At 73.3% G+C, this 18,702-nt stretch carries 18 protein-coding genes; 8 read left to right on the top strand and 10 right to left on the bottom strand.

The features are described 5' to 3' along the window. Position 1: 1 nt before the first annotated feature. The 6 genes from ligA to ACFV18_RS20725 all read right to left on the bottom strand — a co-directional run bounded on the left by ligA (position 2) and on the right by ACFV18_RS20725 (position 6,216). Complete coding sequence (ligA, locus tag ACFV18_RS20750; protein WP_380485240.1) at positions 2 to 1,303, bottom strand: protocatechuate 4,5-dioxygenase subunit alpha; 1,302 nt, start codon at positions 1,301 to 1,303, stop codon at positions 2 to 4. 4 nt (positions 1,304 to 1,307) lie between these two features. Beyond that, complete coding sequence (locus ACFV18_RS20745; RefSeq protein ID WP_380485238.1) at positions 1,308 to 2,249, bottom strand: amidohydrolase family protein; 942 nt, start codon at positions 2,247 to 2,249, stop codon at positions 1,308 to 1,310. 3 nt (positions 2,250 to 2,252) lie between these two features. Then, positions 2,253 to 2,939 (bottom strand): 4-carboxy-4-hydroxy-2-oxoadipate aldolase/oxaloacetate decarboxylase, encoded by a 687-nt coding sequence (gene ligK, locus ACFV18_RS20740; protein WP_380485237.1) that lies wholly within the window; start codon positions 2,937 to 2,939, stop codon positions 2,253 to 2,255. A gap of 18 nt (positions 2,940 to 2,957) precedes the next feature. Further along, on the bottom strand, positions 2,958 to 3,986 hold the full coding sequence (locus tag ACFV18_RS20735; protein WP_380485235.1) for an amidohydrolase family protein: 1,029 nt from the start codon (positions 3,984 to 3,986) through the stop codon (positions 2,958 to 2,960). Positions 3,987 to 4,021: 35 nt separating this feature from the next. Beyond that, the gene (locus tag ACFV18_RS20730) at positions 4,022 to 5,239 is read right to left on the bottom strand and encodes a 4-hydroxybenzoate 3-monooxygenase (protein WP_380485234.1); all 1,218 of its coding nucleotides are present in this window, start codon (positions 5,237 to 5,239) and stop codon (positions 4,022 to 4,024) included. 209 nt (positions 5,240 to 5,448) lie between these two features. Continuing rightward, positions 5,449 to 6,216: an IclR family transcriptional regulator gene (locus ACFV18_RS20725; RefSeq protein ID WP_380485232.1), complete on the bottom strand. Its 768-nt coding sequence runs from the start codon at positions 6,214 to 6,216 to the stop codon at positions 5,449 to 5,451. A gap of 74 nt (positions 6,217 to 6,290) precedes the next feature. Here ACFV18_RS20725 and ACFV18_RS20720 point away from each other — a divergent pair, with 74 nt between their 5' ends. Continuing rightward, a complete protein-coding gene (locus ACFV18_RS20720) occupies positions 6,291 to 7,016 on the top strand; it encodes a substrate-binding domain-containing protein (RefSeq protein ID WP_380485230.1) in 726 nt (241 codons plus the stop codon). A gap of 125 nt (positions 7,017 to 7,141) precedes the next feature. Then, positions 7,142 to 8,476, top strand: coding sequence for a hypothetical protein (locus ACFV18_RS20715; protein WP_380485228.1), 1,335 nt, complete (start codon positions 7,142 to 7,144; stop codon positions 8,474 to 8,476). Positions 8,477 to 8,561: 85 nt separating this feature from the next. On the opposite strand, the gene ACFV18_RS20710 is transcribed toward ACFV18_RS20715, so the two are convergent. Continuing rightward, positions 8,562 to 8,831, bottom strand: coding sequence for a GlsB/YeaQ/YmgE family stress response membrane protein (locus tag ACFV18_RS20710; protein WP_380485226.1), 270 nt, complete (start codon positions 8,829 to 8,831; stop codon positions 8,562 to 8,564). Positions 8,832 to 9,114: 283 nt separating this feature from the next. Here ACFV18_RS20710 and ACFV18_RS20705 point away from each other — a divergent pair, with 283 nt between their 5' ends. Both ACFV18_RS20705 and ACFV18_RS20700 read left to right on the top strand, forming a co-directional pair. After that, entirely contained in the window at positions 9,115 to 10,137 is a 1,023-nt protein-coding gene (locus tag ACFV18_RS20705; protein WP_380485224.1) for a transglycosylase SLT domain-containing protein, read from the top strand. Positions 10,138 to 10,312: 175 nt separating this feature from the next. Beyond that, positions 10,313 to 11,116 (top strand): hypothetical protein, encoded by an 804-nt coding sequence (locus ACFV18_RS20700; protein WP_380485222.1) that lies wholly within the window; start codon positions 10,313 to 10,315, stop codon positions 11,114 to 11,116. 191 nt (positions 11,117 to 11,307) lie between these two features. Here ACFV18_RS20700 and ACFV18_RS20695 read toward each other — a convergent pair whose 3' ends face one another. Continuing rightward, entirely contained in the window at positions 11,308 to 11,976 is a 669-nt protein-coding gene (locus tag ACFV18_RS20695; protein WP_380485220.1) for a Uma2 family endonuclease, read from the bottom strand. 24 nt (positions 11,977 to 12,000) lie between these two features. Beyond that, positions 12,001 to 13,383: a DUF2079 domain-containing protein gene (locus ACFV18_RS20690; RefSeq protein ID WP_380485218.1), complete on the bottom strand. Its 1,383-nt coding sequence runs from the start codon at positions 13,381 to 13,383 to the stop codon at positions 12,001 to 12,003. A gap of 127 nt (positions 13,384 to 13,510) precedes the next feature. On the opposite strand from ACFV18_RS20690, the gene ACFV18_RS20685 reads away from it, so the two are divergent. Both ACFV18_RS20685 and ACFV18_RS20680 read left to right on the top strand, forming a co-directional pair. Next, positions 13,511 to 14,206, top strand: a complete 696-nt coding sequence (locus tag ACFV18_RS20685) for a response regulator transcription factor (RefSeq protein WP_380485216.1) — start codon at positions 13,511 to 13,513, stop codon at positions 14,204 to 14,206. Further along, entirely contained in the window at positions 14,196 to 15,725 is a 1,530-nt protein-coding gene (locus ACFV18_RS20680; RefSeq protein ID WP_380485214.1) for a sensor histidine kinase, read from the top strand. The genes ACFV18_RS20685 and ACFV18_RS20680 overlap by 11 nt, the downstream gene beginning before the upstream one ends. A 258-nt stretch (positions 15,726 to 15,983) precedes the next feature. On the opposite strand, the gene ACFV18_RS20675 is transcribed toward ACFV18_RS20680, so the two are convergent. Further along, positions 15,984 to 16,463 carry a hypothetical protein gene (locus ACFV18_RS20675; protein ID WP_380485212.1) on the bottom strand — a complete coding sequence of 160 codons (480 nt, stop codon included), beginning with the start codon at positions 16,461 to 16,463 and terminating at the stop codon, positions 15,984 to 15,986. A gap of 216 nt (positions 16,464 to 16,679) precedes the next feature. Here ACFV18_RS20675 and ACFV18_RS20670 point away from each other — a divergent pair, with 216 nt between their 5' ends. Continuing rightward, positions 16,680 to 17,471 carry a helical backbone metal receptor gene (locus ACFV18_RS20670; RefSeq protein WP_380485210.1) on the top strand — a complete coding sequence of 264 codons (792 nt, stop codon included), beginning with the start codon at positions 16,680 to 16,682 and terminating at the stop codon, positions 17,469 to 17,471. Between the two features lie 80 nt (positions 17,472 to 17,551). Beyond that, entirely contained in the window at positions 17,552 to 18,655 is a 1,104-nt protein-coding gene (locus tag ACFV18_RS20665) for a serine hydrolase domain-containing protein (protein WP_380485208.1), read from the top strand. The last annotated feature ends 47 nt before the right edge of the window (positions 18,656 to 18,702 follow it).

The raw sequence follows: 18,702 nt of genomic DNA, 5'->3' as shown, positions 1-18,702 counted from the left end.
CTCAGTTCTCCTTGAGGCGGGGATGGTTGTTCAGGATCAGGTGGCCGACGGCCGTGTTGGACGCCGGCACATGGTAGAAGCGGTGCTCGACCTCCACCCGGCCGCCGTCGTCCACGTCGCTCAGCGCGCCGCGCGCGATCAGCCACATCACCAGCTCGATGCCCTCCGAGCCGGCCTCCTCGACGTACTCCAGGTGCGGCACCCGCGCCAGGGCGGCCGGGTCGGAGATCAGCCGGTCCAGGAACGCGTTGTCCCACTCCCGGTTGATCAACCCGGCGCGCGGGCCCTGGAGTTGGTGGCTCATCCCGCCGGTGCCCCAGACCTGCACGTTCAGCGGCCGCGGGTAGGACTCGATCGCCCGGCGCAGCGCCCGCCCCAGCTCGAAGCAGCGCGCCCCGGACGGCACCGGGTACTGCACCACGTTGACGTGCAGCGGGATCACCCTGCACGGCCACGCCTCCACGTCGCCGAACATCAGCGACAGCGGCACCGTCAGCCCGTGGTCCACCGGCATCTCGTTGGCCAGCGTCAGGTCGAAGTCGTCGCGGATCAGGCAGTGCGCGAGGTGCGCGGCCAGCTCCGGATCGCCCTCGACGCCCGGCACCGGGCGCGGGCCGTAGCCCTCGTCGGCGGTCGGGTAGGCGGCGCCGGTACCCAGCACGAAGGTCGGGATCAGCGAGAGGTCGAAGGCGCTGGCGTGGTCGTTGTAGACCAGGATCACCACGTCGGGGACGTTCTCCCGGGCCCACTGCCGCGAGTGCTCGTACCCGGCGAACACCGGCTGCCAGTACGGCTCCTCGGTCTTTCCGTGGTCCATGGCCGCGCCGATCGCCGGGACGTGCGAGGTGAACACGGCGGCCGAGACGGCGGCGTGCCCGGCGGGCGGCGACTGGTCGGCGTGCGCGGCCTCCAGCACCGCGCGGTCGATCCGGTTGCCCGGCAGGGAGGCCGAGCGGCCGCCGGAGACCATCATGTCCCGGTACTCCTGCTCGGTCATGCCGGTCATCGAGCCCGCCATCTGCTGGAACGAGAACCCCAGCGTGGCACCCCACTTGGCGAGGAAGTAGATGTTGCCGCCCTCGCGCATCGCCGCGTTCAGGTCCCGGTCCAGCAGCGCCTGCTTCTGCGCCTCGCGCAGCGGCCAGGCGTCCAGGTAGGCGCGCTCGTCGGCCAGGTACGCGGCCCGGTTCTCGGCCGTCATCAGCGACATGCAGAACTGGTTGAGGTGGTAGCCCTTCGCGGACTGATCGGCGTCGAAGATGGTGGTCCCGGGGACGAGCCGGTATGTGCGGTCGACTGCCATGCCGTCAACTCCCTTCCGGAGAAGCCCAGTAGAGGCGGTTCGGGTTGTCGACCAGCAGCCGCCGGCGCAGCTCCTCGGTCGGGGCGATGTGCGGGAGGAAGTCGACCAGCAGGCCGTCGTCCGGCATGTGGTCCTTCAGGTTGGGGTGCGGCCAGTCGGTGCCCCACAGCACCCGGTCGGGGAACTCCTCGACCACCCGGCGGGCGAACGGCACCACGTCCCGGTACGCGTTCCGTTTGCCGTCCAGGGCCGGCGGGCCGGTGAGCGACAGGCGCTCCGGGCAGCTGACCTTGCACCAGATGTCCTCCCGGGCCCGCAGGAAGGAGAGGAACTCGGCGAACTCCGGGCCGTCCGGGTCCTTGGAGACGTCCGGCCGGCCCAGGTGGTCGATCACCAGCGGCACCGGAATGGAGAGGAAGAACTCGCGCAGCTCCGCCAGGTCGGCCGCCTCGAAGTACAGCACCACGTGCCAGCCCAGCGGGGCGATCCGTTCCACCACGTCCCACAGGTCGGCGCGGGGCGTCACATCGACCAGGCGGCGTACGAAGTTGAACCGCACCCCGCGCACGCCGGCCGCGTGCAGCTCCCGCAGCTCGGCGTCCGAGGTGCCGGGCCGGACGGTGGCCACGCCGCGGGCCCGGCCGCCGGAGCGGTGCAGGGCGTCCACCAGCGCGCGGTTGTCGGCGCCGTGGCAGGTCGCCTGGACGATCACGTTGCGGGCGAAGCCCAGGTGGTCGCGGAGGGCGAACAACTGCTCGGCGGAGGCGTCGCACGGCGTGTACTTGCGCTCCGGCGCGTACGGGAACTGCGCGGCGGGGCCGAACACGTGGCAGTGCGCGTCCACCGCGCCGGCCGGGAGGGCGAGCGCCGGACGGGCGGGGGAGGGGTGCCAGTCCAGCCAGCCCGGGGTCTTGGGCTGATCGGTCCGGTGCTGATCGGTCGTCATGGCTCAGTCCTCGTAGCGCAGTCCGAGCTCGGCCAGTGGGCCGCGCATGTCGTACATGTCCAGACCCAGCTCGCCCGCGCGCAGCCGCTCGCGCTTGCCCGCCTCGTTCTCCTCCCGCCGGGCGGAGGCCGCGGCGACCTCGGCGGCCCGTTCGCGCGGCACCACCACCACGCCGTCGGCGTCCGCCAGCACCACGTCGCCCGGGTGCACCAGCGCGTTGGCGCACACCACCGGCACGTTGACCGAACCGAGGGTCGCCTTCACCGTGCCCCGCGCGTTGACCGCCCGGGAGAACACCGGGAAGTCCATCGCGGTGAGGTCCGCGACGTCCCGCACGCCACCGTCGATCACCAGGCCCGCGCAGCCCCGGGAACGGAACGAGGTCGCCAGCAGCTCGCCGAAGAAGCCGTCCTCGCTCTCCGTCGTGCAGGCCGCCACCACCACGTCGCCGGGCCGGATCTGCTCCGCCGCGACGTGCAGCATCCAGTTGTCGCCGGGCTGGAGCAGCACCGTGACCGCCGGGCCGCACAGCCGCGCCGACGGGTACACCGGCCGCAGGTACGGGCGCGTCAGGCCGGTGCGGCCCATCGCCTCGTGGACGGTCGCCGTGCCGAACGCCGACAGCGCGGCCACCGCGGCCGCATCGGGCCGCTCGATCGTGGTGCGGACGACACCGAGTTCGGTGTGCATGTGCATCGCTCCTGGGGGTCAGCGGCCGGACGCGGCGAGGCGGGCGGCCAGTCGGGGGTGAACGCGCAGCGCGTTGCCGGCGTACACGGCCGCCCGCTGCTCGTCGGAGAGCCGGTCGGTGGCATCCACGTACCGCCGGGTGTCGTCGAAGTGGTGGCCCGTCAGCGGATCGACGCCGCGCACCGCGCCGATCATCTCGCTGGCGAACAGCACGCCCTCGGACGGGACGACGGACGTCAGCAGGTCGATGCCCGGCCGGTGGTAGACACAGGTGTCGAAGAAGACGTTGCGGCCCAGCAGGTCCTCCGGCCGGGGCCCGCCGAGGGCCTGCGCCAGCCCGCGGAACCGGCCCCAGTGGTAGGGCACCGCGCCGCCACCGTGCGGGATCACCAGCCGCAGCGTCGGGAAGTCCGCGAACAGGTCGCCCTGGAGCAGCTGCATGAACGCGGTGGTGTCGGCGTTCAGGTAGTGCGCGCCGGTGGTGTGGAACGCCGGGTTGCACGAGGTGCTGACGTGGATCATGGCCGGGACGTCGTACTCCACCAGCGCCTCGTACAGCGGGTACCAGGACCGGTCGGTCAGCGGCGGGGCCGTCCAACGCCCGCCCGAGGGATCGGGGTTGAGGTTCACCGAGACCGCGCCCAGCTCCTCCACCGCGCGCCGCAGCTCCGGCAGGCAGGTCGCCGGATCGACGCCGGGGGACTGCGGCAGCATCGCGCCCATCGCGAAACGCCGGGGGTAGAGCGTGCTGACCCGGTGCACCAGGTCGTTGCAGATCCGCGCCCAGGCGGCGGAGACCGCGAAGTCGCCGAGGTGGTGGGCCATGAAGCTGGCCCGCGGCGAGAACACCGTCAGGTCGGTGCCGCGCTCGTCCATCAGCCGCAGCTGGTTCGGCTCGATCGCCGCCCGCAGGTCGTCGTCCGAGATCCGCAGCTCGGCCGGGTCGGGCGCGTCGGACGGGGAGTCGAGGGCGGCGAGCTGGCGCTCGCGCCAGGCGGCGAGCTGCGGCGGGGCGGTGGTGAAGTGGCCGTGGCAGTCGATGATCACGTGAAGGTCCTCTCCGATGGGGCGTCGGGGCCCGGTCAGCCCCGGGTCGGCCAGCCGGTGTACTGCTCGGCCAGGTAGCTGCGGCCGGCCCGGGTGCCCACCACGCAGTCCAGCTCGCCGAGTTGACGCCGCAGGTCGAAGGCGCTCGCGCCGGGCGCCAGGTGCAGCAGCCTGGTCATCCAGGACGAGAAGTGCTGGGCGCGCCACACCCGCCGCAGGGCGCGCGGCTGGTAGTCGTCCAGCGCGGCCGCCCCCTCGGCGCCGAGCGCCCGCAGCAGCACCGGAGCGAGCACCTTCACGTCGTGCAGCGCCAGGTTGAGGCCGCGCGCCCCGGTCGGCGGCACGGTGTGCGCCGCGTCGCCCGCCAGCAGCAGCGAACCCCAGCGCATCGGCTCCTGCACGAACGACCGGAACCGCAGCACGCTCTTCTCCAGCACCGGGCCCTCCTGGAGGCGGAAGCCGTCCTCGCCCGCAACCCGGGCCTGGAGCGTCTGCCAGATCCGCTCGTCCGACCAGGCGTCCGGCGAGTCCTGCGGGTCGCACTGGAAGTACATCCGCTGCACCGTGTCGGTGCGCCGGCTGATCAGCGCGAACCCCTGCTCGGAGTGGGCGTAGACGAGTTCGGGGGCGCTCATCGGGGCCTCGGCCATGATGCCGAACCAGGCGAACGGGTACTCGTGGCCGTAGCGCACCCGGCTCTGCTGCGGCACCACGTCCCGGCACATGCTGCGCGAGCCGTCCGCGCCGACCACGTACCGCGCCCGCACCTCGTGCCGGGTGCCGTCGGGCGCCGTCCAGCGGACCTTGGGTGCCGCGCTCTCGACGTCCAGCACCTCGGTGTCGCGGACCCCGAAGTGCACGGTGCCGCCGTCGCGTTCGCGGGCGTCGGCCAGATCGATGAACACGTCGGTCTGCGGGTAGAGCCAGGTCGAGGCGCCCACCAGGCCCTGGAAGTCGATCCGGTGCGCCCGGCCGCCGAAGCGCAGTTCGACGCCGGTGTGCTCGTGGCCCTCGCGCATGATCCGGTCGCTGACGCCGGTCTCCACCAGGTCCCGGGCCGCGTCGGCCTCCAGGATGCCGGCCCGCTGGGTGGTCTCGATCTCGTGCCGGGTGCGGGTGTCCAGGGCGACGGCCTCCACCCCGGCGCGGCCCAGCAGGTGAGCCAGCATCAGACCGGCCGGCCCGGCGCCGACGATCGCGACGGGGGCCCGGGTGACGGTGTCGATCGAGGCGGCGGGGATGGCGTCGGCCATGGCGTCTCCAGAACTGCGGCGGGGATTTCCTCTCCCCGAACGCTGGCAGCCCGACCCGCGGCCGGTCGCCCGGCTTTCCGTCAGGCGGAAAACCAGTGCGGCTGCTCACCGGACGGCGCGGCACCGGCCGCTCACCGCACGGTGCGGGCCCGGCTGCTCACCGGACGGTGCGGGCCCGGCTGCTCACCGGACGGTGCGGGCCCGGCCGCTCACCGCACGGTGCGGGCCCGCCGGCCGAGCTCCGCCGAGATCGCGCCCACCGCCCGCAGCAGTGGCTCGCGCAGTCCCCGGGCCCGGTCCGCGTCCCGCGCGGCGATCACGATGCCCAGCGCGGCACTCACCGGCCCGTCCCGCCCGATCCGCACCGGCGCGGCCACCGCCACCGTGCTCTGCGACAACTGCCGGTCGCTGACGAAGACCTGCTCGCGGCGGATCAGGTCCAACTGCGCGCGCAGCATCCGCGGGTCGGTGACGGTGTGCGGCGTCCAGGCGGGCAGCGGAGCGCCCAGCACCTCCTCCTGGAGCGGGGCCGGCGCGTGCGCCAGCAGCACCCGGCCCATGCCCGTCGAGGCCACCGGGAACCGGGTGCCGACCATGGTCAGCAGTTCCACCGAGCGGTGCCCGGCGATCCGCTCCACGAAGACCAGCTCGGTGCCCTCGCGCACGGCGAGCTGGATGTTCTCGTGGGTCGCCTCGTACAGGTCCTGCATGAACGGCAGCGCCGCGTCCCGCAGGATCTGCGTCCGAGGGCAGCCCGAGGCGACCTCCCACAGCCGCAGGCCCACGTGCCAGGAGCCGTCCTCCGCCCGCTCCAGCGCGCCCCACGCCGCGAGTTCCGACACCACCCGGTGCGCGGTGCTCACGGCCAGGCCCGCCCGCCGGGCGATTTCCGACAGGGTCAGCGCGCGGTGTTCGCGGTCGAAGACGGCGAGGACGTCCAGGACCTTTCCGGCGGCGGTGCTCGGGGTGGTGTTCATCCGGGCAGTGTCGCAGACCGCCGTTGAACAGCCCGTTCGCCCGTCGTAGCATCTGCCGGACGCAAGGAGCAGACGTGAACGAAGAGATCGTCGGCCTGTCCTCGATGGCGACCCGGCCGATCCTGGCCGAGCTGTCCGGGTGGATCGGGCGTGCGCACGGCATACCGGTACGGTTCGAATCGGCCGGCGGCGTGGAGGTGGCCCGGCGGGTCCGGGAAGGGGCGGCGGGCGACGTGCTGGTGCTCGCCGAGGACGCGCTGGCCGCGCTCGCGGCCGAGGGGGCGGTGCTCGCCGCGACGGTCCGCCCGCTGTGGGTCTCCCAGGTGGTCGCCGCCGTCCCGGAGGGCTCCCCGGCGCCGGCCCTCGACAGCCAGGAGGCCCTGCGGGACGCCCTGCTGACGGCCCGTCGGATCGCTTACTCGACCGGCCCGAGCGGCACCGCCGTGCTGGACCTGATCGACCGTCAGGGGCTCGCCGGGGCGCTCCGGGACCGCCTGGTCCAGGCACCGCCCGGGGTCCCGGCCGGCACCCTGCTCGCCTCCGGCGCGGCCGACCTCGCCTTCCAGCAGCACAGCGAGCTGATGGACCTGCCCGGGGTGCACGTGGTCGGCCCGCTGCCCGGCGACGCGGCCATCAGCACCACCTTCTCCGGCGCCGTCCTGACCGCCTCCGCCCGGCCCGGCCCGGCCCGCGAGGTGCTGGACCTGCTGGCCGCCGACGAGGCCGCGCAGACCGCCCGGGCCAGGGGAATGCGCGCCGCCGCCCACCCGCCCGCGCAGGACCGCCGGCTCTCCGGCTGACCGACGCTGTGCCGTCGCTCGGGGGCGAAAGTGGTTTGTCGGGGTGGCGGCGCGGCAGCGATGATCGGGCGGGTGCGCGAACCGGGTGGTCCGGGGGGTGCCTGTGCGTTCAGGAGGAGACTGCTTTGCGTTCCGAGCTCGCCAAGGCGTGGGAGTTGCTCGAGGCCGGTGACCCGCAGGGTGCGGCGCGGGAGCTGAGGGCGGTGGCCGACGGGCTGGCGGCAGCCGAAGTGGCGCCGGTGGTGCGGCAGTTGGCGGAGGCCGTCGGCATCGACGACCTGGCGGGCGCGGCCGGCGCACTCGCGGGGCGGCCGTCGGACGCGGGCGCGCTGTACGCGTACGGGTACGCGTGCATCGAGCACGGGCTCTCGGAGTTGGCCGTCCCGGCGTTGCGGGAGGCGTTGCGGGAGGCCTTGCGGGCGGGTGACGTGCCCGCGAAGCGGAAGCTGTTCGGGCGGGGCCGCGGGCAGCAGGTCAACCCGCGTCAGGTGCTGCTGGAGCTGGCCGTCGCGCTGGAGGACGGTGAGCGGCACGCGGAGGCCGTCGCCGTGCTGCAGGAGCACCGGGCGATCACCGGCGACTGGCCGGACGGGTACCTGCTGGCGCACAACGCGCTGATGGACGGCCGGGTCGAGCAGGCCCGCGAGGTGTTCGCGTCGCTGGCGGCGCCGGACGCCGACACCTGGGGGCCCGCCGCCGACCGGATCCGCCGTTCGCTGGCCCGCGCCGCGGCCGTCCCGCCGGCCGGGCCGACGGACCTGCGGGGCTGGCACTTCACGCTGACCGGCGGCCTGCTGGCGACGCTCTCCACGCACGGATTCACCGCCGGGATGACCGGCCGCTGGGCGATGCTGGGCGACACCTACGAGAACTGCCGCCACGGCCTGGAACGGCTGCGCACCGTCCTCGACGCCACCGGCCGCCGCCCGGCCTCGGTGGCGCTGCTGCCGGACCGGGGCAGCGAGGCGCTGGGTCTGGCGGCCGCGGCACTGCTCGGGCTGCCCGCGGCCCCGTACCGGCCGGGCGCGGGGACGGCGGACGCGCTGGTGGTGGCGTACGACCTGAACGAGTGCGACCAGGAGCTGGTCGGCGCGCTGTACGAGCGGGCGCCCGGTGAGCTGCTGTACGAGCACGCGACGTGCTGGACGGACACCCCGGCGGTCTCGGCGGACGTCTCGGGCCTGCTGGTGCAGCACCTGGTCGCGCCGTGGGAGCCGGGATTGCGGGTCGACGACAACGGCCAGGTCGAGCGGGGGCCGGCGGACGACGCCCCGGCGGCGGTACTCGCGGAGCGGATCCGCACCGCCGCCGCCGAGCCGGACGAGGGCGACGGACAGTCCCCGCCCGACCCGGACGAGGCACTGTCGGCCTTCGCCGCCCGCGCCGCCGCGACCTGGGCGACCGGCAACCGCGACCGGATCCGCTCGTCCGGCCCGGTGCGCAGCTCCCGCTTCGTCTGACCCGCCCTCGCCGAAACACGCCACCACCCGCCGAGCGCAGCGCTCGGCGGGCGGTGGCGAGGGCGACCGGCAGGGCCGGTGCGTTTCATCTGCTGGGGTGGGACTTGGTCCAGGCGGGCGAGACCAAGGCGACCAGGGCGACGGCGAAGCCGAGCTGGAGCAGGTGCCGGATCCAGTCGATGCCGGAGGTGTTGCGGACGCCGATCCAGCCGGCCACCGCGTTGCCCAGCCAGGCGCCGGCCGCGCCGAGCAGCATGGTCAGCCACCACGGGATGGACTGCGGCCCACGCAGGATCAGCTTGGCCAGCACGCCCAGCACGAAGCCGATCAGCAGAATCCAGAGGAGTTGGAACATCGAATCCCAGCCTTTCCGGTAGGACGCCGGCCGGTCGGCTGCGACTCTCGGCAGTGAGTCGCGGTGGTGCGGTCGGAGGCGGACCGCAGGCGGACGGTCCACGACTCCATGATCGCGCGCCGGGCGCACCCCGGCATCTCGGCGAAAGCCCCGGCAGCGGGTTTGCCGGCCGCGCCCCAGGGGTAACCGCGCACCCGATGGGGCCCGGTGATTGCCGCGAGACGCCTTGTGGTGGGATAAACAACTGAACTGGCGTCAGGTCCGACGGGGGAGCAGACACAACATGACAGCAGGTTTCGGCGTCAAGCTGGACGAGCTCGCGAAGATCCAGCGGGACTTCGCGGCGATCCAGCAGCGGATGAACGAGATGACCCAGCAGACCGGCCGCATCCAGGGCGTGATGATGAAGGCGGTGGGCACCGACCTGGCCGCCGGTGCGCTCGGCAACATCTTCGGTTTCGCCGAGGTGGTCTCGCAGGTCCGCCAGCAGGTGAACGCGATCAACGAGCAGGTCGCGGCGCTGGAGGCGACCAAGGCGAAGCTCACCAAGGAGCTCGCCGAGGACACCAAGAAGATCGGCACCGTGATCAAGCGGTACCAGGAGGCCGAGAAGCGCGCCCACGAGGGTGTCAGCAAGCCCGGCTCCACCAAGCCCCAGCCGAAGAGCCCGGGCCAGGGTGGCGGCGACCACAAGCCGACCACCAAGCCCGCGCAGAAGAAGCCCAGCACGCCGATGCCGAAGAGCCCGAACAAGGGCGGCCACGGCGGCGGCGGCGACCACGGCGGCAGCGACCACGGGGGCAGCGGCCACGGCAACGACCCGAAGATCGAGATCTCGCATGCCGGAGCGATCAAGACCAGCGAGGTCACGTACGGCGGCAAGGGCAAGTTCAAGAGCGGCGAGGCCGCCTGCCGCGAGTACATCGCGCAGGCGCTGGACGCGATGGGCGTGACCGACCCGGCGGCCCGCGAGGCGTGGACCAAGGGCATGCTGACCATCGCCAACCGCGAGTCCACGTACAACGCGGCCGGCTCGCAGGTCAACCTGTGGGACAGCAACGCGCACGGCGCGAAGCAGGCCGACGGCGCGCCGCTGAACAGCTCGCGCGGCGGCTGGCAGACCATCCCGTCCACCTTCGCGGCGTACCACGTCAAGGGCACCTCCACCGACATCTACGACCCGGTGGCGAACGTGGCGGCCTCGATGAACTACATCCGCGACCGGTACCACGTCTCGCCGGACGGCCACGACCTGGCGTCCAAGGTGCAGCAGGCCGACCCGCACCGTCCGGCCCGCGGCTACTGACCGTCCGCGAGCCGCGCGCCGCCGCCCGCCGGTTCACCGGCCGGGGGCGGCGGCGCGCGGGCCCAGGGCCTGTCGGCAAACCCCCGCCTGCCCCACGACGCGGCTGCGGCGCGGGCCTGAAGACAGGCCCTGGGCCGTCCACCGTCCACCCTTCTTCTCGAATCCGGGGATCCACGTGCGCCCGCTCCGCCTCGCCGCCACCGCGGTGGCCTGCCTGACCGCCATCGCCGCCCTGACCGCCTGCGACCCCGAGGGCTCGGGCGGGGGCGACGCCGGGAAGACGGCCGCCGCGCCGCCCGCCGCCAGTGGGACGCCGTCCGCCGGCAGCACGGCGTCCGGGAGCCCGAAGTCCGACCCGGGCGCGGCGCCGTCCGCAGGTGGCGGGAAGTCCTCGACGGTGCCGGCGGCGGCCTGGATCGCCCCGCAGCAGGTGCCGCTGAACGCGGCGCTGCACTGGACGGCGCCCGCGACCTCGGCGAAGAGCCTGGGCGCCAAGGGGCAGTTCCAGATCGAGCAGCTCTGCCACGGCAAGCGCTCCGACGACTGGACGGACACCGTCCCCGGCGTGGACACCGCCTCGCTGGGCGGCGCCTCGGGCGACTGGAAGGCCGACCAGAGCATCGTCAGCTTCGGCGACGCCTCGAAGAGCAGCGTGGCCGCGCAGTCCGCGTTCGGCCTGCTCGGCGCCGTCAAGGACGAGGTGAAGAACTGCGCCACCACCGTGCCCGGGGCCAAGGCCGAGATCACCGGGGACGACAGTGAGTACCTGGTGGCGACCGTGACGGTGCCGCAATCCGACGGCGGCACCGTACAGGTGCACGAGTACCTGACCACCTCCGGCGGCGCGCTGGTCGAACTCACCCTGCACGCACAGACCGCCAAGGGCGCGCACCCGAAGACCGCCTGGTCCGCGCCCGCCGACACCGCAGTGCTGAGCGCACTCGCCAAGCCGGTCTGCACCGCCTTCAAGGACTGCTGACCAGCACCGGGCCGGCCCCTTCCGGGGAGGCCGGCCCGCCGACCGCAGCCCAACCCCGTCGCAGTGCGCCGCCTGCTCGGCCAGGTGCCCCAACAGCTGTCCGCCGAAGCGGGGTTGACGGGCCGGGAGAACGCCGGGCGGCTGCCTGGCCTGCGGCCCGCACCTACGGAACCTGGCGGCCCCGGTTGCCTTCAGTAACGGACCAGGTCGGCGGTGACCAGGCCGAAGTCGAACGGCGCCGGGATCGGGACGACATCGCCGAATTCCCCGGTCCACCGCTGGCGGTACGCCCCACCGGACGGGTCCGAGAACAGGACGACCGTCCCTTCGCGTGGATCGATCACCAGGTAGAGAGGGATATCCATCAACGGATAGTCACGGACCTTGCCGACCAGGTCGTTCTCGGGATTCGACACCGAGACGACCTCGACAGCGATTGCGGCGAGATCGGCCGGGACCTCGTTGCCGCCGAGCTCCACCACCGACACCGGGATGTACGTCAGGTCGGGGTTGCGGAGCTTGCCGACGTTCGGCGAGGCCAGATCGGTGTTCTCGCTGGGCATCAGCCCGGCCGGCCGCCGAACATCGAACTGCTCCCGGACGATGAACAGATTTCGCTGGTGGATCACCGAGGGCCCGGCCATCATGATGATCTCGTCGCCTGACACTTCAACCTTCCAGCCCGCGGGAGGTGTCAGACTCTGCGCGTACTCCAACAGCTGCGCGTGGCGTTCGGGAACACGGAACTCGGCCATGCCACCATCCTCGCACCTCAACTCCGGTGGCCGCGCCCCGCGCCGGCGGGTGCCTTCCACGGCATTCAGTGTCGGGTGCCGCCTTCCGCCGGCGCCGACGGGCACCCTCCTCGTCGTGGCCCTTGCCCGTCAATGCCCCGGTTCCCAGTGCCAGATGGTGATGCCCGCGCCGTGGGCGACCGGGCGGTAGCCGGCGGTGGGGAGAGCGGCTTGGGCGGTGAGGTCGGCGGGGGCGGGGGCGGGGAAGCCGTCGGGGGTGTCGAGGGTGGCGGCCCATTCGGCGACGGGGCGGAAGAGGGGGGAGCGGTCGTCGGGGGAGAGGCCGGTGGAGCCGGTGCCGTCGGGGAAGGTGAGGAAGGGGAACAGGGAGACGGTGCAGCGGGAGGTGAGTTGCGGGGCGAGCCGGTTCGCGGCGGCGACCCGTGCGCCGTCGGGGACGGTGGCGAGGACCTGGCGGGCGGTCAGGATGTCGGGGCCGGGCCCGGACAGGTCGGGTACCGGGGCGGCCAGCAGCGCGACGGCGAGCATCGCGGCGGGCGCGACCCGCAGCGACGGACGCCGGGGCAAGCGGCGCAGGCCGTCGATCGCGGCGACGAAGACGATGGGCATCAGCACCGCGTTGTAGTGCCAACCGGTGCTCCAGTACGCGGGGTTGGCCGACCAGAAGCGCGCCGCCAACGGCAGCACCATCAGCAGGGCGAGCGGCGAGCGCAGCGCCAGCAGCAGGGTCGGGGCAACGATCGCCCCGACCGTCCACCACTTGTCGACGGGCAGCAGCAGCCGGCTCAGCGGATCCCCGTCGTCGGGCGCGGCCGTCGCCCCGTACGCGTAGGTGCCGATCGGATTGGCGGCGGGGATCAGCACCAGCACCGTGAGCAGCGTGCCGAGGACGGCCGCCGCCAGGCCCGCCGCGCCGAGCCCCCGGCGGCGCCCGACCAGCAGGACGTAGCCGCCGACACCGGCCAGCAGCAGACTCTGGTCCTCCTTCACCAGCAGCAGCGGCAGCGCCCAGCACACTGCCGCCCGCCACCGCCCGCGGGCCAGCGCGACCGTCGCGCACGCCACCAGCGGGACGGCCAGCGCGATCTCGTGGAAGTCGAACACCGAGGCCTGCCACAGCCCCCAGGACAGCCCGTACGCCAGCCCGGCCGCCACGCCCCGGGCCCGGCCCAGCCACTGCACGGCCAGCCCGGTGACGGGCACCACCGACAGCGCGAACAGCAGCGACTGCGCCACCAGCAGCGTCTCCGGGGCCGGCCAGAGCCGGTAGAACGGGGCCAGCACCGCCAGCGCGGGGCTGAAGTGGTCGCCCAACTGCACAAACCCGGCGCCCTTCAGCGTGACCACCGGCCGCTCAAGATACGCGTAACCGCGCACCGCCTCCTCGAAGATGCCGAGGTCGAAGCCGCTGGTCTGCATCCGCCAGTGCCTCGGCACCGACAGCGCCAACTGGAACAGCACCACCGGCACCACCGGCAGCAAACAGGGACGGACCCGGAAAGGTATTCGCACCCGACCGACGCTAGGAAAACCCCGCTGAGCCGATTCTGAAAGAAGCTGAGGATTTCTTCAGCCGGGAGAAAACCGGCACATCGGTCAACGGCCTTTTCGCCCCGGCGAATTGACCTACGCTTGCCCCGTGCGCCTACTCATGGTCGAGGACGAGGAAAGGCTGGCCCAGTCGCTCAGCCAGGGCCTGCGGGCCGAGGGCTACGCGGTGGACGTGGCCACCGACGGCCCGGCGGGTCTGGCGCTGGCCCGTTCCGGCAGGTACGACCTGCTGGTGCTCGACCTGATGCTGCCCGGCCTGAACGGCTTCCGGATCTGCCGCAGACTGCGGGCCGAGGAAAACTCCGTGCCGATACTGATGCTGACCGCGAAGAACGGCGAATACGACGAGGCCGAGGCGCTGGACTGCGGCGCCGACGACTTCCTCGCCAAACCGTTCTCCTACGTGGTGCTCACCGCCCGGCTGCGCGCCCTGCTGCGCCGCGGCGCGGCAGGCCGGCCCGCCGCCCTGGCCGTCGCCGACCTGCGGATCGACCCGGCGGCCCGCCGCTGCACCGTCGCCGACGCCGAACTCCGGCTCACCGCAAAGGAGTTCGGCGTCCTGGAGTGCCTGCTGCGCCGCCCCGACCAGGCCGTGCCGAAGACCGACATTTTGGACGCCGTCTGGGACGCCGCGTACTCGGCGGTCCGCGGCGACCTGAACATCGTCGAGGTGTACATCGCCGCGCTGCGCCGCAAACTCCACCGGGCCGGCGCGCACGCCCGGATCGACACCGTCCGCGGCATCGGCTACCGGCTCACCCCGTCGCCCGCCGATGTCGGCTGACCGCCGGCGCCGGTGGCGGTGGTGGCCCGCCCTCGGTGTCCGCGCCCGGGCCGCCGTGGCCGCGCTGGTCGCCTCCGCGCTGGCGTTCGCGGTCGCCTCGCCGCTGGTCGGCGGCGCCGTCCACGCGCTGCTCTACCGCGAGGCCGAGATCAAGGCCCTGAACGCCATGCAGAACATCGAGGCGAGGATCCGGGACGGCGCCGACGGTGAGGTTCTGGGCGGTCAACCGTTCGTGGTAGTCACCGAGGAGGGGGAGTGGCTGACCGGAAGCCAGCTCACGGATCACCGCGAGGACGATCCCGCGTTGCGCCTGACGCCCCTGCGGGTCGCGAAGCCCGAGATCGGCGTCGCCCTGCCACCCGTGCTGCCCTTCGAGACCGTCGAGAACGTCGAGACCGTCGCCATTCGCTATCCGGCCGGCATCTCCCCCTACTACCGGCTGGCCTCGCCCGAGCCCCGCACCTACCACTTCCTGCGCGTGCTCACCGAACCGGTGACCAGCGCCCGACTCGCCCTGATGGTCCCGGACGGGCGCCGTCCCGGCCCGGAGATGCCCGAGCAGCGGCTCACCGTCTACGTCCTGATCGACCCGACCATCGCGGACCAGACCACCGCCGTCGTCACCGGGCACCTGCTCGTCCTCATCGCCCCCCTCGCCTCGCTGTTCGTCGCACTGATCGCCTGGCTCGCCACCGGTCTCGCGCTGCGCCCGGTCGAGTCGATCCGCCGCCAGATGGCCGTGGTGCGGGGCGGCGCCTTCCACGAGCGCGTCCCCGTGCCGCGCGCCCGGGACGGCATCCACCGGCTGGCCCGCACCACCAACGACACCCTGGACCGGCTCCAGCACGCCCTGGACGAACAGCGCCGCCTGGTCGCCGACGCCTCGCACGAACTGCGCAGCCCGCTCGCCACCCTGCGCAGCTCACTGGAAGTGCCGCTCGCCCACCCGGCCGCCGCCGACTGGCCGGCGGTGGTGCGCGGCGCGCTCACCGACACCGAACGCCTCCAGGACCTGGCCGACGACCTCCTGCTGCTGGCCCGCGCCGAACGGGACACCGACCGCGCCGAGGGCACCGTGGACCTGCACGACCTGATCGCCGAGCAGCTCGCCGAACGGCAGTACGGCGGACGGGAGTTGACCTACGAGAGCGAGCTCGACGAGGCGGTGCTGCCGGGCCGCGAGGTGCGGCCGGCCCGCCTGGTGCGCAACCTGCTGGACAACGCCGCCCGGCACGCGCACGGCCGGGTCGCCGTCACGCTCACGGTCGCGGACGGCTGGGCGCGGCTCACCGTCGAGGACGACGGCCCGGGCATCCCCGCCGCCGACCGGGAGCGGGTCTTCGAGCGATTCGTCCGCCTGGACGACGCCCGCGACCGGCACAGCGGCGGCGCGGGCCTGGGCCTGGCCCTGGTGCGCACCATCGCCCGCAGCCTCGGCGGCACCGTCGCCGCCGAGCCGCCCGGCCGACTGCCCGGCGCACGGCTGGTGGTCCGGCTGCCGGTCAAGAACGGCTCCTGACAACAGCGGAGACGGCTCAGGCCGCCGACCGTGCCCGGTGGGGCAGGGCCGACGGCCTGAGTCACCGCTCGCCACAACGGGCGCCGGAGGCAACGCAGTTGAGGCCGAGCGGGCCGATCGGCGGACGGGAGTCCCGCACCCGGCCGAAAGCCGGGTCCGAGCACGCGGCCGCGTCCACTCGGAGGGTGGCCGCAGCCGCGCGCGTCATCCGGCTCCGCTCGCGCGCGCCAGGAGGACCGTCCGCTACGTCAGCGGCACTTACGACAGGTCGAAGGCGCCGCCGGCGACCGCCACGCCGACCGGGCAGGTCAGGCGCACGCGGAACAGGCCGGAGAACAGGACGGTGGACACGTAGCGGTTGCCGTCCGAGCAGTCGACGAAGGGCTGCCAGAGCTGGCCGTTACAGGTCTCCGTGAAGGACGGCCCGTTGAAGTTGAAGTTCCCGCAGACGAGGTTCAGCGGCGTGATGCTCGTGATCGTCCCGTCGGAGTGCACGGCCGGCAGGTTGGACGGCCTCGCCATCTCCACCGCCGGGGTCTGGACCTGCTCGGCGCTCGCGTTCTCGGGCGTGATCACCGGCAGGTTCGCCGGCTGGTCCGCGGGCTGGGAGGCGGTCTGGTTCGTCTGCGGGGCCGCGGGAGCGGTGTCCGCGAACGCGACGGAGCTGACCGTGCCGACAGCCGTGAAGGCCAGGGCCGAGGCGGTACCGATGGCGGCGAGCATCTTTCCGAATGCCATGTCTTTCCACTTTCACTGAGGAACAACGGAGTGTTCTCGGGAGACAGGGGGGCGCCCACCTGCGAAATTCCGCCCCGGATCGCCGGGGCGAGCCCCACGCTAGGTCAGCTGCCGAAGGTCCGCCCCCGCAGTGCGCCGATGAACGTACGTGTGCGTTCCATCGGCTCTGATCCGGCACTCGGAGGGGCTAGCTGCGGGCGCGATAGCGTGGCATTCATGGACGCTGAGCGGGAGTTGAGGGACGACGAGGGTGACCCGGTACGGCTCGGGGCGGTGCGCCGGGTCGTCTCGCTGGTCCCCTCGCTCACCGAGGCCGTGGCCACCGCCGCCCCCGGCCTGCTGGTCGGTGCCACCGATTGGTGCACCCGCCCCGCCGACCTCGACGTGGTCCGGATCGGCGGCACCAAGAACCCGGACGTGGCACGGATCCTCGCGCTGCGCCCCGACCTGGTGATCGCCAACGAGGAGGAGAACCGGGCCCCCGACCTAGCCGCCCTGCGCGCGGCCGGGGTAGCCGTGTGGACCACCCGGATCCGGGACCTCGACCAGGCACTTCGCTCGCTGCGCCGCCTGCTCGTGGACGCCTGCCAACTCCCGGATCCTGACTGGCTGTTGTCGGCGAGCCGGGCATGGGCCGGCCTGGTGCCTCCGGCGGTTCCGATGCGTGCGGTGGTGCCGATCTGGCGGCGGCCGTGGATGGTACTCGGTGCGGACACCTTCGCCGCCGACCTGCTTCGACGGCTCGGCGTCACCGTCGTGACGGCCGGTCACCCGGGCCGGTACCCCCGCGTCCCGCTTCCCGAACTCCTGGGCGCAGGCGCCGAGTTGCTCCTCCTCCCCGACGAGCCCTACCGCTTCACCGCCACCGACGGCCCCGAGGCGTTCCCCACCCTCCCGTACGCTCTGCTGAGCGGCCGCCATCTCACCTGGTACGGCCCGTCCTTGGCCGAGGCGCCCGCCGTCCTCGCCGCGCAACTCGGCGGCAGAAATTCTCCGCCGGTGATGTAGAGATCCGGTCGGCGGCGCCGACTGTTGGGTGAACGGCGCCCACGAGCGCCGCAGTCGAGGATCGAAAGGGCACGACCGTCATGCAGCAGCCTGTGCAGCAGACCATCGACGAACTGGTGGAGTCCGGCGAGGAGTTGGGCATCCAGGTCGCGGTGTACCGGAACGGCGAACTGGTGGTGGACGCGGTGGCGGGCATCGCCGATCCGGCCACCGGCCGCCAGGTCACCTCGGACACCCCGTTCTTCAGCGCCTCCACCGGCAAGGGGGTGGCGGCGACCGTGGTCCACGTCCTGGCGGAGCGCGGCGCGCTCGGGTACGACACGCCAATTGTCGAGCTCTGGCCGGAGTTCGGCGCCCACGGCAAGGAGAAGGCGACCGTCCGGCACGCGCTCACCCACTCGCTCGGCGTCCCGGCCGTGCCGGCCGACCTCACGGTGCGGGACCTCGCCGACTGGGACGCCATGTGCGCCCTGATCGCCGACTCCGAGCCCTGGTGGGAGCCCGGCACCGGCACCGGCTACCACGCGGTGACCTGGGGCTACGTGATCGGCGAGCTGGTCCGCCGGGCCACCGGCCGGCCGATCTCGCAGGTGCTCCGGCAGGAGGTGGCCGAGCCGCTGGGCATCGCCGACGAGCTGTACTTCGGCGTCCCCGAGCCCGAACTCGGCCGCCTCGCCCGGCTCGTGGACGCGCCCGGCACCGCCGAGATGCTCGCCGCGATGCCCGCCGACCTGCCACTCTTCAAGGCCACCCCACCCGCCCTCACCCCCAGCGCGGCCTACGGCAACAACCCCACCGTGCTCACCTCCGACATCCCCTCGGGCGGCACGATGTCCGCCCGCGCGGTGGCCCGGATGTACGCCGCCCTGCTCACCGAGGTGGACGGCATCCGCCTGGTCCCGGACGCGCGCCTGCGCGAGATCACCGCCCTCGCCACCGCCGAGACCGACCGCATGGTCGGCTTCCCGACCCCCCGCGCCCTCGGCTACAACCTGGGCCGCCCCGGAACCGACCCGCAGCAGACCCCGACCGTCTTCGGCATGCCCGGCATGGGCGGCAGCGCAGCCTGGGCCGACCCGGCCACCGGCATCTCCTTCGCCCTGACCAAGAACCGCTTCTTCCCGGGCCCGTCCACCGCCGTCGATCGCATCGGTGCCCTGATCGCGGAGACCGCCACCCGCTGAAGAACCTGCCGCGGGGGGGGGTGCGCCAACCCCCCGCCGGGACAAGA

It is taken from the genome of Kitasatospora sp. NPDC059673 (assembly GCF_042734215.1).
In the GTDB taxonomy this organism is placed as follows: domain Bacteria; phylum Actinomycetota; class Actinomycetes; order Streptomycetales; family Streptomycetaceae; genus Kitasatospora.
This window is presented reverse-complemented; position numbering and strand designations above follow the sequence as displayed.

Coding starts and splice junctions, on each gene's coding strand:
- ligA (WP_380485240.1), bottom strand. CDS start 1,303: ATGGCAGTCGACCGCACATACCGGCTCGTCCCCGGGACCACCATCTTC.
- ACFV18_RS20745 (WP_380485238.1), bottom strand. CDS start 2,249: ATGACGACCGATCAGCACCGGACCGATCAGCCCAAGACCCCGGGCTGG.
- ligK (WP_380485237.1), bottom strand. CDS start 2,939: ATGCACACCGAACTCGGTGTCGTCCGCACCACGATCGAGCGGCCCGAT.
- ACFV18_RS20730 (WP_380485234.1), bottom strand. CDS start 5,239: ATGGCCGACGCCATCCCCGCCGCCTCGATCGACACCGTCACCCGGGCC.
- ACFV18_RS20725 (WP_380485232.1), bottom strand. CDS start 6,216: ATGAACACCACCCCGAGCACCGCCGCCGGAAAGGTCCTGGACGTCCTC.
- ACFV18_RS20710 (WP_380485226.1), bottom strand. CDS start 8,831: ATGTTCCAACTCCTCTGGATTCTGCTGATCGGCTTCGTGCTGGGCGTG.
- ACFV18_RS20705 (WP_380485224.1), top strand. CDS start 9,115: ATGACAGCAGGTTTCGGCGTCAAGCTGGACGAGCTCGCGAAGATCCAG.
- ACFV18_RS20680 (WP_380485214.1), top strand. CDS start 14,196: ATGTCGGCTGACCGCCGGCGCCGGTGGCGGTGGTGGCCCGCCCTCGGT.
- ACFV18_RS20675 (WP_380485212.1), bottom strand. CDS start 16,463: ATGGCATTCGGAAAGATGCTCGCCGCCATCGGTACCGCCTCGGCCCTG.
- ACFV18_RS20670 (WP_380485210.1), top strand. CDS start 16,680: ATGGACGCTGAGCGGGAGTTGAGGGACGACGAGGGTGACCCGGTACGG.
- ACFV18_RS20665 (WP_380485208.1), top strand. CDS start 17,552: ATGCAGCAGCCTGTGCAGCAGACCATCGACGAACTGGTGGAGTCCGGC.